At 66.4% G+C, this 13323-nt stretch carries 12 protein-coding genes; 9 read left to right on the forward strand and 3 right to left on the reverse strand.

The window, feature by feature from the left end; all coding sequences use genetic code 11:
• The first annotated feature begins 83 nt into the window (after positions 1 to 83).
• Positions 84 to 1763, forward strand: a complete 1680-nt coding sequence (locus R4P95_RS13520) for an AMP-binding protein (protein ID WP_317744213.1) — start codon at positions 84 to 86, stop codon at positions 1761 to 1763.
• A 64-nt stretch (positions 1764 to 1827) separates the two neighbouring features.
• Here the strand turns inward: R4P95_RS13520 and R4P95_RS13525 are convergent, their stop codons facing one another.
• Both R4P95_RS13525 and R4P95_RS13530 read right to left on the reverse strand, forming a co-directional pair.
• On the reverse strand, positions 1828 to 2244 hold the full coding sequence (locus R4P95_RS13525) for a MaoC family dehydratase (protein ID WP_317744212.1): 417 nt from the start codon (positions 2242 to 2244) through the stop codon (positions 1828 to 1830).
• Positions 2241 to 2693 (reverse strand): MaoC family dehydratase N-terminal domain-containing protein, encoded by a 453-nt coding sequence (locus R4P95_RS13530; RefSeq protein WP_317744211.1) that lies wholly within the window; start codon positions 2691 to 2693, stop codon positions 2241 to 2243. Before R4P95_RS13530 ends, R4P95_RS13525 begins: the two co-directional genes overlap by 4 nt.
• Before the next feature lie 63 nt (positions 2694 to 2756).
• Between R4P95_RS13530 and R4P95_RS13535 the strand changes: the two genes are divergently transcribed.
• Together R4P95_RS13535 and R4P95_RS13540 are read left to right on the forward strand one after the other, a co-directional pair.
• Complete coding sequence (locus tag R4P95_RS13535; RefSeq protein WP_317744210.1) at positions 2757 to 3932, forward strand: acyl-CoA dehydrogenase family protein; 1176 nt, start codon at positions 2757 to 2759, stop codon at positions 3930 to 3932.
• A gap of 2 nt (positions 3933 to 3934) precedes the next feature.
• Positions 3935 to 5890, forward strand: a complete 1956-nt coding sequence (locus R4P95_RS13540; RefSeq protein WP_213575987.1) for an AMP-binding protein — start codon at positions 3935 to 3937, stop codon at positions 5888 to 5890.
• A gap of 73 nt (positions 5891 to 5963) precedes the next feature.
• Here R4P95_RS13540 and R4P95_RS13545 read toward each other — a convergent pair whose 3' ends face one another.
• The gene (locus tag R4P95_RS13545) at positions 5964 to 6725 is read right to left on the reverse strand and encodes a FadR/GntR family transcriptional regulator (protein ID WP_213577602.1); all 762 of its coding nucleotides are present in this window, start codon (positions 6723 to 6725) and stop codon (positions 5964 to 5966) included.
• A gap of 117 nt (positions 6726 to 6842) precedes the next feature.
• Between R4P95_RS13545 and R4P95_RS13550 the strand changes: the two genes are divergently transcribed.
• The 6 genes from R4P95_RS13550 (at position 6843) to R4P95_RS13575 (ending at position 13281) form a co-directional block, all read left to right on the forward strand.
• Positions 6843 to 7919, forward strand: coding sequence for an acyl-CoA dehydrogenase (locus R4P95_RS13550; protein WP_317744209.1), 1077 nt, complete (start codon positions 6843 to 6845; stop codon positions 7917 to 7919).
• 72 nt (positions 7920 to 7991) lie between these two features.
• A complete protein-coding gene (locus tag R4P95_RS13555) occupies positions 7992 to 9158 on the forward strand; it encodes an acyl-CoA dehydrogenase family protein (protein WP_317744610.1) in 1167 nt (388 codons plus the stop codon).
• Positions 9158 to 9907, forward strand: coding sequence for an SDR family NAD(P)-dependent oxidoreductase (locus R4P95_RS13560; RefSeq protein WP_317744208.1), 750 nt, complete (start codon positions 9158 to 9160; stop codon positions 9905 to 9907). The genes R4P95_RS13555 and R4P95_RS13560 overlap by 1 nt, the downstream gene beginning before the upstream one ends.
• Positions 9907 to 11100, forward strand: a complete 1194-nt coding sequence (locus R4P95_RS13565; RefSeq protein WP_317744207.1) for a thiolase family protein — start codon at positions 9907 to 9909, stop codon at positions 11098 to 11100. The genes R4P95_RS13560 and R4P95_RS13565 overlap by 1 nt, the downstream gene beginning before the upstream one ends.
• Positions 11100 to 12338, forward strand: a complete 1239-nt coding sequence (locus R4P95_RS13570) for an acetyl-CoA hydrolase/transferase family protein (protein ID WP_317744206.1) — start codon at positions 11100 to 11102, stop codon at positions 12336 to 12338. Before R4P95_RS13565 ends, R4P95_RS13570 begins: the two co-directional genes overlap by 1 nt.
• Positions 12339 to 12357: 19 nt before the next feature.
• Positions 12358 to 13281, forward strand: a complete 924-nt coding sequence (locus tag R4P95_RS13575) for a hydroxymethylglutaryl-CoA lyase (protein WP_317744205.1) — start codon at positions 12358 to 12360, stop codon at positions 13279 to 13281.
• The last annotated feature ends 42 nt before the right edge of the window (positions 13282 to 13323 follow it).

A 13323-nucleotide genomic window follows, 5' to 3' on the forward strand; every position in this document is an offset into this window, starting at 1 on the left:
ATTTTCGGTCCGACCATTATATTGTGAGGACCAACACAGGGTGTTACGCCCTCTACACATCTGCGCTCAGAGGAAGGCTTCCCATGGCGTTCGCATCGGTCACCGATCGCTACTCGGACGAACAGATCCGAGAGTTCTATGCCACCGGGCAGTGGCACCGTGACACGTTCTTCGACCTGCTCGAGGCTCAGGTCGCCGAGCGGGGCGACCGCATCTTCCTCACCGACGACACCAGCGGAGGCATCACCTTCCGGCAATTGCGCGACAGGGCTCTGAGCGTGGCGGTGGGCCTCCGGCGTCACGGCATCACCGCCGGTGACCGTGTGTCGGTGCAGGTTCCGAACTGGATCGAGTTCGCTGTCATCTCCGTCGCGTTGTCTCGACTGGGCGCCATTCTCGTGCCGATCATGCCGATCTACCGCCGCGCCGACGTCGAGTACATCTTGAATAATGCCGGGGTCCGGCTGGCGATCACGCCGCAGCATTTCAGGAAGTTCGACTACGCCGGCATGTACACCGAACTCCTGGATGCCGTCGACTCGCTCGAAGATGTCGCCGTCGTCCGCGGTAACGGCGAGTTGCCGGACGGATCAGTGTCGTTCGAGTCGCTGTCGGTGGATGTTAGCCCGGAGGAGGCGACTGCCGAACTCGGTCCCGGTGTCGGACCCGACGAGCCGTTCGTCATCGTCTACAGCAGTGGCACGACGTCCCGGCCCAAGGGTTGCATCCACACGTTCAACACGATGGCCTGTGGGTCGCGTCTGCTGGCCAAGGGGTTCGCCTACACGCCCGACGACGTCCAGTTCGGCCCCTCGCCGATCACCCATACCACCGGACTGGTCACGAGCATCATCCTCCCACTCATTCACGGCGCGGCGTCGCATCTCATCGAGGTGTGGGAACCGATTCGTGGGATGGAGCAGATCAAGGAACGTGGATGCACCGTCGCGGTGAGCGCCACGACGTTCCTGCAAATGCTCATGGATGCCTACGACCCGGCAGTCCACGACATCGGCAGCATGCGGCTGTGGGTCGCCGCCGGCTCCCCGATCCCCGGGAGCTTCGTCACCAAGGCCGCCGACCAGTTCCCGAATCTGCAGGTGCTCAGCCTGTACGGCCGCTCCGAGAACGTCACCACCACCATGTGCACCGTCGACGATGATCCCCAGCGGTCGGTCACCTCGGACGGCCGTCCGCTGCCGATGCAGTCGGTGAAGATCGTGGACGAACTCGGTGACGAGGTTCCGCGCGGGGAGGAGGGCGACATTGCGTACAAGGGCGCCATGCACATGCTCGCCTACCTGCACAACGACGAGGAGACAGCCAAGCTCTTCACGCCGGACGGCCACTCCCGCTCCGGCGACCTCGGCCGGATGGACGAGGACGGCTATGTGCGCGTCACCGGCCGCACCAAGGACATCGTGATCCGCGGTGGAATGAACATCAGCGTCCGTCAGGTCGAGGATCTCCTGGCGGCGCATCCCGCGGTGCGCGGTGTCGCTGCGGTCGCGATGCCCGACGAACGGCTCGGCGAGGCCGTATGCCTCTACCTCGTTCCCGCACCGGGATACGGCGACATCACTCTGGAGAAGATCAAGACCTACCTGCTCGAGCAGGGAGTGGCCATCCAGAAGGTTCCGGAGCGGCTGGAGCTCGTCGAGGCACTGCCGACGACGGCGACGGGCAAGATCCAGAAGCACCTGCTGCGCGCGCAGATCGCGGAGAAGATGGCGGCCGACCGAGAGGCCCGGGCTGTCGTCTGACCGAACGGAAAAGGGGGCGAAGCCGATCGGCTTCGCCCCCTTTCGGCGGTGTGAACAGGGTGGGTCAGGTCGCCGCCACCACCACGGTCGCAGACCCGGTGACGACGGGGCCCTTGTCCCCGGACGCAACGAGGTCGATGGTCGCAAGCAACTCCACGTCCGTCTCGACGATCGCCGCCACCGTGCCGCCCACGGTCAGAGTGTCGCCGAGGAAGACCGGGGCGACGAACCGCACGCCGAGAGAGCGCACGTGCTCGACGCCGAACGTGTCGGACACCCAGCCTGCCAGGATGCCCGCCTGCATCTGACCCATCGCGATGACACCCGGAAACCCCGACGTGGCCACGAACTCGGGATCGTGATGCAGCGGATTGAAATCGCCTCCAGCGCCGGCAAACCGGACGATGTCCGTCTGGCTTACCGGGCCGACCGCTCGGGTGTCGGGGGCGTCGCCGACACGAACCTTGGCCGGTGTCCTCATCGCTGTTCTCCTCGTTCGATCAAAACCTCTTCGAGCCGCACCACGGGCTCGCCATTGGCGTCGACGTACTCGGTCTCCAGGGTCACGAGGCGCATGGTGCCGCCGCGCTTGCCTTCTCGCCGCACATCGTCGACTACGCGGCGGGTGCCGACCACGTGGTCGCCCGCGGTGAGTGGTCGCAGATACGTCCACGTGACTGAGCCGACCACCACGCGCTCGAGCGCCAAACCCAGTGCGTCGACGAAGGCGCGCTGGTCGCGCTGGTGTCCGGCGACAACTGTGTGTGTGAGGGTGGCGGGCACATCGCCGAATCCGGCGTCGCGCGCCGCGGTCGGATCCGTGTGGACGGGATCGGTGACGAACGTCGCGCGCGTGAACTCGCGAATCTTGCCGCGTTCGATGTCGTACTCGACGCGGTCGACGACGCCAGGGGGGTGTGAATCTGTCATCGAGTCCTCCTTTTTGGACTGACCTATAGTATCATTGAGCCAGAAATTTTCGAGGAGGGTGTAATGGAGCTCGCTGATTCCCCAGACGAGGCCGCATTCCGTGCAGAAGTCCGGGGGTGGGCCGAGAAGGCTGTCCCGACGCTGCCATGGCCGGAACCGGTTGATTTGGTCGACAAGGTGCCGTTCTGGCAGCAATGGCAGCGACTGCTCTTCGACGCCGGCTACGGCGGGATGTCGTGGCCGCAGGAATATGGCGGTCAGGCCGCCGACCCGATCCGCAAGGCCATCTTCACCGAAGAAATGGACCGGGTGGGAGCGCCGGAGCGACTCAACACCATCGGCGAGGACTTCGCCGGCCCGACCATCATCGATTTCGGGACGCCCGCCCAGAAGGAACGGTTCCTCCGGCCCATCCTGACCGGCGAGGAAATCTGGTGCCAGCTGTTCTCCGAGCCGGACGCCGGATCGGACCTCGCCTCGCTCCGCACCAAGGCCACGAAGGTGGACGGGGGCTGGAAGGTCAACGGACAGAAGATCTGGACCAGTCGCGCGCACATCGCGGCCCACGCAATCCTGCTGGCCCGCACCGGCGGCGGCCCGCGGCACAAGGGCATCACGTTCTTCCTGGTGCCGATGGACAGTGAGGGCATCACGGTGCGGCCGCTCGCGCACATGCTCGGCGAGGCGGAATTCAACGAGGTGTTCCTCGACGACGTGTTCATTCCCGACGACCTCGTGGTCGGGGAGGTGGACGGCGGCTGGAAGGTCGCGATGGGCACCCTCGCCTACGAGCGGGTGGCGATCGCGACGGGCCGCGTCAACACCAAACGGGCCGTCGACGACATCGTCACCGATATCGCGGGAATGACCGACGACATGGGCCGCCCACTCGGCGAGGATCCGGTGATCCGGCAGAAAGTCGCCGACCTGTACGGCCGAGCCCTCATGCACTACCTCATCGGTCAGCGTGTCATCACACTCGCGGCGAACGACGGCCCACCCGGCCCTGTCACTTCTATCGGCAAGCTGTTCTTCTGCCCCCTCGTCGAGGAACTCGCCGATTTCCGGTTGTCTCTCGAGCCGGCCGGCGGGCAATTCGGCCTGGACGAGGAGTCACAGCAGGCCGCGCGGTGGCTCCGGCTCGCCTATCAGGCACGCGGCACCGCCATCGCCGGCGGTTCCACCTTCATCCAGCGCAACATCGTCGCCGAGCGCATGCTCGACATGCCGAGGAGCTGACCGTGTCCGACTACACCTGGCACCCCACCGACGACTACGTCGAGAATGCGAATGTCACGCGGCTCGCCCGCGCCCACGGCCTTTCGGGCCTCGCCGAGCTCCGCGCCCGCTCCGTCGCCGATGTGCGGTGGTACTGGGACGCGGTGGTCCGAGATCTGGGTCTGCCGTTCCAGTCGCCGTACCGCGAGGTTCTCGATACCTCCCGCGGGATCGAGCATCCGGAATGGTTCGTCGGCGGCAGGACGAATGTCGTCGACGCGTGTCTGGAGCGTTGGCTGGCCGACCCGGCCGCCGCCGATCGGGTGGCCGTGGCCCACGAAGCAGAGGACGGCACCGTCCGCAGTCTGTCGTACCGCGAGCTCGCAGCGGACGTCGAGCGGGCAGCCGCGGGCCTGCGCGAACTCGGCGTCGGCAAGGGCGACGCCGTCGCCCTGTTCCTGCCGATGATTCCAGAGGCGGTCGTCTCGGTGTACGCGGTCGCGCGGCTCGGTGCGGTCCTCGTGCCGCTCTTCTCCGGATTCGCGCCGAGCGCGATCGCGTCCCGCATCCAGGACGCGGACGCGAAGGTGGTGATCGTCGCGGACGGAACGGTGCGGCGGCGCAAGACCGTCACGATGAAGCCGGCGCTCGACGAAGCCCTGGCCGTCTGCCCGACGGTGAAATCGGTCGTCGTGGTCGAGAACGTCGGTGCGCCTGTAGCTTCCACCGGCCGCGACATTGCTTGGGCCAAGCTTCTCGGGAACGGCGGTGACCCGGGTCCGGTCGAGGCGATGGACGCAGGTGAGCCGTTCGCGCTGGCCTACACGTCCGGCACGACCGGCAAGCCGAAGGGCGCCGTCCACACCCACGCCGGTTTCCTCGTGAAGACGGCAAGCGAGGTCGCGTACTCGTTCGATCTGAAGCCTGGCGGCGCTTTCTGCTGGATCACCGACATGGGCTGGATCATGGGGCCGCTGTCGATCGTCGGCACGCACGCCAACGGCGGAACTCTCGTTCTCTACGAAGGCTCCCCGGACGTACCGGACACGGACCGGCTGTGGCAGCTCGCGCAGCGGCATGGGGTGACGATGCTCGGCGTCTCTCCGACGCTGATCCGCACCCTCCGTGGACGGGAGACGGATGTCGCGGCGCGGTACGACCTGTCCTCGGTGCACACGATCGGGTCGACCGGTGAGCCGTGGGACCCGGACTCGTACGACTGGCTGGCGAAGGACGTCTTCGGTGGGCGCGTACCGGTCATCAACTTCTCCGGGGGCACGGAGGTCGGCGGGTCGTTCCTCGCGCCGTACCCGGTGGAGCCGATCCACAGCTGTTCACTGGGCGGGCCCTCGCTGGGTATGGACGTCGACGTCGTCGACGACGCGGGACGCTCGCTGCGCGGCGAACAGGGCGAACTCGTCTGCAGGCAGCCGTGGCCATCGATGACGCGCGGGGTGTGGAAGGACGAGGAACGCTATTTGGAGGCGTACTGGTCGACGTTCCCCGGCATGTGGCGGCACGGTGACTATGCGCTCGTCGACGACGACGGCCAGTGGTACATCCGGGGCCGTTCGGACGACGTGATGAACGTGGCCGGGAAGCGGCTTGCGCCCGCGGAGGTCGAGGCGGTGCTCACCGCACATCCGGCGGTGTCCGAGGCGGCCGCGGTCGGCGTCCCGGACCCGAAGAAGGGTGAGGCGGTGTGGGCGTTCTGGGTGCCTCGCGCGGACGAGGTCGGTGACACGGCGGACATCTCGGCCGAGTTGATCGCCAGTGTGGCTGCCGAACTCGGAAAACCTTTCGCGCCCAGTGTGGTACACCGCGTATCGCGGTTGCCGAAGACCCGGTCGGCGAAGATCCTGCGCCGCGCGGTGCGCGCCGCCGCGCTGGGTACCGATCCCGGTGACTTGTCGGGTGCGGAGAACCCGGAAGCCGTGGACGAGATCCGCGCCGTGGTGACCGGCAGTTCGGCGACGTGACTGCGACGAGGGCCCCACACCGGCACACGGTGTGGGGCCCTCCTCGCTACTGGATGAAATTATGCAGCGATGTTCATTCGTCGAGCAGAATGTCGGTGCGCTCCTCGAAGTCCTTGATCGACTCGGCGTACGAGTGGACGTGCCGGCTCATGCGCCGCACGGCAGCATCGGCGTCCTTGTCCCGGATGGCCTTGGTGACCGAGCGGTGGGCCCGGACGGTGATCTCGCGAACCTTGTCGTCGATGAAGCCCTCGTTCTCGGTGGCGGCGTAGATGGCGCGGGACAGCGAGATCATCAGACCCGACAACAGTTCGTTGTGACTGGCGCTCGCGACAGCGACGTGCCAGTCGATGTTCGCCTGAAGGAAGGCATCGAGGCTGTCGCCTGCGCCGGCGATATCCTCGTTGGCGGCATCGAGTCGAGCGAGATCCTCGTCGGTGCGATGGCGGGCGGCGAGTTGGGCGCAGAAGGGCTCGATCGCCTCGCGGGTCTCGAGCAGTGCGGCGAGACGGATCTGGCGGCCGCGGATGAGCAGAGCCACCGTGTCCGCCATGGATTGTTCGCCCGGCCGCTGAACGAAGGCGCCTCCGGCTCGTCCCGCCTTGATGCGCACGAGTCCTTGCACCTCGAGGATGCGGAGGGCTTCGCGGACGGTGGTGCGGCTCATCTTGGTCTGGACGACGAGTTCGCGCTCCGGCGGCAGCGGTGTGCCTTCGACGTAGTCCCCGCTGAGAATGCGCTCGCGCAGCTCGTTCGCGAGGACGTCCGACGCCTTCGGTACCGCCATCGGTGTCAACTGGATGGAGGAACGTCCGTTCCGGGTGGTGTTCGGCACGGCTGTTGGCATGGCTCCCCGCCCTCTCTGGTCTAACGGTCAGACCTAATATACCATTGGGTTCTCGCTGCGTTCGTATTGCAGCCTATTCTTCGTCTCATCGGGAGGACCAGTTCTATGCGCTGGGAGCTGTCAGAAGAGCAGGAAATGTTCACCGAAGCCCTCGACGGCTGGCTCGAGCGGTTCGCTGCTCCGGCACAAGTCCGCAAGTGGGGCGAATCGGGCGATCCTGCCGAGTTCGAGCACAAATTTGTCGAGGAGGGCTGGTTTTCCGCCGGCCTCGCCGAGGAAATCGGTGGTCAGGGCGGTGGATTACTCGAACTGGCGTTGACCGCCGAGGCGCTGGCCCGGTACGCCGCGCCGTCGAGTGCCTGGACCGCGTCCGTCCTCGCGGCCCCCCTGCTGCCCGCCGATGTTGCCACCGACGTGCTGTCGGGGGAGGGATTCGCGGCGGTCGCCGTCGATTCGACCCGGCCGTTCGGTGTGACCGACTCGGTGCGCGCCGACTCGAGTGGCACGTTGACCGGTCGTGTCGCGGTGGTGCTCGGTGCAGAACGAGCAAAGCTTCTGGTCGTCCCGGCGGTGGACGCTGACGGGAAGGTTGCCCTCTACCTTGTGCGCGTCGACGCCCCTGGCGTCACGGTGAAGTCGCGGCGCTTCCTCGATCCGTCCCGCGCTGCCGCGGATGTCCTGTTCGACGGCGTCGCCGGACAGCGCCTCGACGTCGAGGCGGCGACGGCCCTCGAGGACGCCGGACTCCGCGCGGCCGTGCTCGTGGCCGCGGATGCGCTCGGTGCGATGGATCGCATGCTCCATCTCGCGGTGGACTACAGCAAGCAACGCCAGCAATTCGGCGTGCCGATCGGCTCGTTCCAGGCCGTGAAGCACGCTGCGGCAAGCATTCTCGTTTCGGTCGAGGCCGGCCGGTCCATTGCCTACTACGCTGCGGCGTCGGTGGATCTCGGTCTCGGTGATCGCGCGATGCATGCCGCGGTCGCCAAGGCGCAGGTGCCGCGAAATGCGGTGCAGGCAGCCGACAGTGCTCTCGTGATGCACGGCGCGATCGGTTACACGTGGGAACACGACCTGCACCTGTATTACAAGCGCGCCAAGCTCGACGAGAAGTTGTTCGGTGGCCCGGACGTGTGGAACGAGCGTCTCGCGCGGGATCTGCCGCTGTTGCCCGCCGTCTGATTTACCGTTGACTTTTTGGTCTGTCCTTTAGTAACTTAAGTCCAAACAGTTTCGACGACGATGGGACGTGCTGTGGACTTTGATCTGACCGAGGATCAGGCAACGATCCGAGAAGCGGTGCGAGAGCTGGCCGGCAAGTTCGACGAGCAGTACTGGGTGGAGAAGGACAGCGAGCACGAGTTCCCCACCGAGTTCTATGACGCATTCGCCAAGGGCGGCTGGCTCGGCATCACCACGCCCGAGGCGTACGGCGGGCACGGTATGGGTATCACCGAGGCCTCGATCCTGCTGGAGGAAGTGGCCGCTTCCGGCGCCGGCATGAACGGTGCGAGTTCGATGCACCTGTCTATCTTCGGGATGCACCCTGTGATCGTGCACGGCTCGGAGGAACTCAAGCAGCGCACCCTTCCCCGGATCGTCGACGGCGACCTGCACGTCTGCTTCGGTGTCACCGAGCCCGGCGCCGGTTTGGACACCACCAGGATCACCACCTTCGCGCGACGCGAGGGTGACAAGTACATCGTCAACGGCCGCAAGGTCTGGATCTCCAAGGCGATGGAGTCGGAGAGAATCCTTCTCCTCACGCGCACAACGAAGTTCGAGGATGCGAAGAAGAAGACGGACGGCCTGACGCTGTTCCTCACCGACCTGGACCGTTCGAAGGTCGACATCCGCCCGATCAAGAAAATGGGGCGCAACGCGGTCACGTCGAACGAATTGTTCATCGACAACCTCGAGATTCCCGTCGAGGATCGGGTGGGCGAGGAGGGCATGGGCTTCAAGTACATTCTCGACGGCCTCAACCCGGAGCGCATGCTGGTGGCGTCCGAGGCGCTCGGTATCGGCCGGGCCGCTCTTCGCCGGGGCGTCCAGTACGCGAATGAGCGTGAGGTGTTCGGTCGCCCCATCGGCATGAATCAGGGTCTGCAGTTCCCGCTCGCGGATTCCCTCGCTCGCCTCGACGCCGCCGAACTCGTCTTGCGTAAGGCGACGTGGCTCTACGACAACGGAAAGCCGTGCGCCCGCGAAGCCAACATGGCCAAATACCTGTGCGCCGACGCCGGATTCCAGGCCGCCGACCGCGCCCTCCAGACCCATGGCGGCATGGGCTACTCGGAGGAGTACCACGTGGCCCGGTACTTCCGCGAAGCCCGCCTGACCAAGATCGCCCCGCTCAGCCAGGAGATGGTTCTCAACTACCTCGGCGAGCATGTCCTCGGCCTCCCCAGGAGCTACTGATGTTCGAACTCACCGGAAAGTCCGCACTCGTCACCGGTGCGGGTAGTGGAATCGGCGCCTCGGTGGCGCATGCCTACGCGCGAGCAGGTGCGGCGGTGCTCGTCACCGACGTCGACGCCGATGCCGCGGCGGCCGTGGCAGCGGAGATCACCTCAGCAGGCGGTGCCGCGAAGTCCGCGGCCCTCGACGTCCGCAACGGCGATCAGGCGGCGGCTGCGGCGGAGCAGGCCGCTGCGCTGAACGACGGCACCCTGAACATTCTGGTCAACAACGCGGGTGCCATCGCGCCGGCGATGTTCCCGAACCTCGAAGAAGAGGACTTCCGCCGCATCGTCGACATTCATCTCGTCGGCAGCTTCGTCTGCAGCAAGGCCGCCCTGCCGTACCTGCCGTCCGACGGCAGCGGCCGCATCATCAACGTGACCTCCGCCGCGGGCCTGGTGGGCACCGTCGGGCAGGCCAATTACGGTGCCGCGAAGGCGGGCATCATCGGTCTCACGAAGTCGCTGGCGCGTGAGCTCGCCAAGAAGCAGGTGACGGTCAACGCGCTCGCCCCGCTGGCCGCCACCAAGATGACCGAGAACATTCGCAGCAACGAGAAGCTCGCCGCGAAAACGCTCGCACGGATCCCGTTGGGCCGCTGGGCGGAACCGGACGAGATCTCGGCCAGCTTCGTGTTCTTCGCGTCCGACGGCGCGGCGTACATCACGGGCCAGGTGCTGCCCGTCGACGGAGGAACGGTGATCTGATGGCTGAGAAGCGCAACCCCTTCCAGCGCTCCGCCCGCGAAGTGATCATCGCGGAAGCGGCCCGCACTCCGATGGGCAAGTCGCACCCCGAGCGTGGCTGGTTCCGCGACACCCACCCCAACGACATGCTTGGCGCCGTCTACACGGACCTGATCCGCCGCAGCGGGCTCGACCCGGCCGTCGTCGAGGACCTCGTGATCGGCTGCACGGCACCGTTCGGCGAGCAGTCCCGAAACATCGGCCGCAACGCGTGGCTGCAGGTGGGCTACCCGCCGGAGGTCCCGGCCGTGGTGCTGGACCGCCGTTGCGGGTCTGCGCAGACCGCGGTCGAGATGGGCGCGGCGCTGGTCGGCTCCGGCACCCACGACGTCGTCCTCGCCGGTGGTGTGGAGCACATGGGACACGTGCCGATCACCTCACCCGCGAAGATTTCCGAACTGTACGGCGACCCATGGCCGGAAGCGCTGCGTGAGCGCTACGACTTCGTACACCAGGGTGAGAGCGCCGAACTCATCGCGGATCGGTGGGGAATTTCCCGGCAGGATATGGATGAGTTCGCTGTCCGGTCACATCGTCTCGCGACCGAGGCCATCGAGGCCGGTCGCTTCGACGCCGAGATGATTCCTCTCGACCTCGCCGGTGAGACACGAGCCACCGACCAGACGGTCCGTCCAGGAACGACTCTCGACAGCCTCGCGGGCCTGAAGACTGCGTTTCGGAAGGACGGTCGCATCACGGCGGGCAGTTCGTCGCCGATCTCCGATGGGGCTTCCGGTGTGCTGCTCGCCTCCCGGGAGGCGGTCGATACCCACGCACTCCGTGCGCGGGCACGTATCCTCGATCAGACCACAGTCGGGGTCGATCCGATCATTATGCTGACCGGCCCGATCCCGGCGACCCAGAAGTTGCTCGACCGCAACGGGATGAGCATCAACGACATCGATCTCTTCGAGGTCAACGAGGCGTTCAGTTCGGTCGTCCTGGCCTGGGAGCGGGAACTGAAGCCGGACATGGACCGCGTCAACGTCAACGGCGGCGCGATCGCGCTCGGGCACCCCGTCGGCGCGACGGGTGCGCGTCTCATCGCCACGATCGTCGCCGAGCTCGAGCGGCGCGACGCCGAAATCGGCCTGGTGACCATGTGCTGCGGCGGCGGCCTGGGAACGGCGACCCTGATCCAGCGGATCGACTGATGATCGACCTGACGCAGCACATCCGGCCCGGCGACGGGATCTGGTGGAGCCAGACGAGCGCGGAACCCACCCCGCTCGTCCACGCCCTACTCGACCAGGTGCCGTCGATCGGCCCCGTCCGGGCCTTTGTGGGGCTCACCTGGAATCGGCGGCTGACGAGCGAACCGCCGGACGAGTTGTCCATCGTCTCCTATGGTGGCCTCGGTGAACTGCGCCGCCTTGCCCACCTCGAGGTCGTGCCCTGCCATTACGGGGCCCTCCCGCGGCTGTTCGCTGAACGGCGGTTGCCGTGCGACGTGGGCTTCGTGCAGGTGTCACCGCCGGACTCGGCCGGAAACTGCTCGCTCGGGGTCGGTGTCGACTACATCGCCGATGCCCTCGATCACACGCCGGTCCTGATCGCCGAGATCAACCGGCGCATGCCCGTCACTCTCGGCGCACCGAAGATTTCTCTGTCGCGGTTCGCCGCGGTGGTCGAGACCGACCGGCCGTTGCTCGAGGCACCGGACCGCGAGCCCGCGGACGTGGAACTGGCGATAGCACGGAACGTCGCCGATCTCGTGGCGGACGGCGACACGATCCAGATCGGCGTCGGAACGTTGCCGTCCGCCGTCCTCACCGCTCTCGCGGGACACAAGGACCTCGGACTGCATTCCGGCATGATCTCCGATGCGGCACTGCGACTGATCGACCGAGGAGTGCTGACCGGGGCGCGGAAAGAGATCGACCCTGGACTGCACGTGACGGGAGCCGCGCTCGGAACGGCCACACTCTACGACCGGCTTCCCGGACTTCCGGTGGCGTTCCGGCCGGCAAGCTATACCCATGCACCGCAGATTCTTTCGCAACTGAAGTCGTTCGTGTCCATCAACTCGGCGATCGAGGTCGACCTCACCGGTCAGGTCGGCGCGGAGCTCCGCAACACGACCTACGCCGGTGCGGTCGGGGGCCAGGTCGACTTCTCCCGGGCCGCGGCGATGACCGGCGGCCGCTCCATCATCGCGATGCGCGCGGATTCTCGCGGGGAGTCGACGATCAAGACAGCCCTCGAGTACGGCGCGGTGACCACCGCCCGCGCCGACGTCGACTTCGTGGTCACCGAGCACGGTGCCGCGGCACTGCGCGGATGTTCTCTCGGTGAACGCGCCCGCCGCATGATTGCCGTGGCAGCACCCGAGCACCGCGCCACCCTGGAATTCGATCTCGAGGAGTACGACCTTGCATCCACAGCGGAGTGAGGGGAAAGGAGTCGACGCCATGACGCGTCCCCAGCGGGTCCAGATCCGGGAGGTCGGTCCCCGTGACGGCTTCCAGAACGAACCGGAACACATCCCGACCGACGACAAGGTGCGGTTGATCAATGCTCTCGGGCGGGCGGGATTCACCCGGATCGAGGTGGCCAGTTTCGTTCGGCCGGACGTCATTCCGCAGCTCGCGGACGGCGTCGAGGTTCTAGAGCGCATCGAGGTCCCCGACGAGACGAAGCTGATGGTGCTCGTCCCCAACAGCAAGGGCCTCGAGAACGCCCTGAAGGTTCGCGACAAGTTCCACGAGGTCGCGATCTTCGTCAGCGCGTCGGAGACCCACAACAAGAAGAACGTCAATCGGACGGTCGACGAAACGATGGCGGACAATGACGTCATGGCCAAACGGATCGTCGCCGAGGGCCTCGACTGCGCCGCCGTGATCGCGACGTCGTTCGGCTGCCCGTTCGAGGGCAAGGTCGACCTGACCCGGGTGCTCGACCTCGCCGAACGGTTCGCGGAAGCCGGCGCCACCGAGATCGGCTTCGGCGACACGACGGGCATGTGCAACCCGGCGTATGCCTCGGAATTCTTCTCGGCAGCGCTCGATCGGCTGCCCGGCGTCGAGGTGACCGCCCACTTCCACAACACCCGCGGTCAGGGCATTGCCAATGCCTACGCGGCCCTCGAAGCAGGTTGTGCCAGCTTCGAATCCAGCTTCGGGGAGCTCGGCGGCTGCCCCGTTCCGGCGGGCTCGACCGGCAACATCGCCACCGAGGACCTGGTGAGCATGTTCCACGAAATGGGCGTAGAGACGGGCCTCGACCTTCCTCGCGTCATCGACGCGGCTCGGGAAGCGCAGAGTGTGCTCGGCCGCAAGCTCACCAGTCATTCGATCGTCGCAGGCCCCATCGAGTGGGCATCGAGCCTGCGTTGAAATCGACCGGACCTCGAACAACGACACACACAATCGGAGAAG

Source organism: Rhodococcus sp. IEGM 27, assembly GCF_033142305.1.
Taxonomy (GTDB): domain Bacteria; phylum Actinomycetota; class Actinomycetes; order Mycobacteriales; family Mycobacteriaceae; genus Rhodococcus_F; species Rhodococcus_F oxybenzonivorans.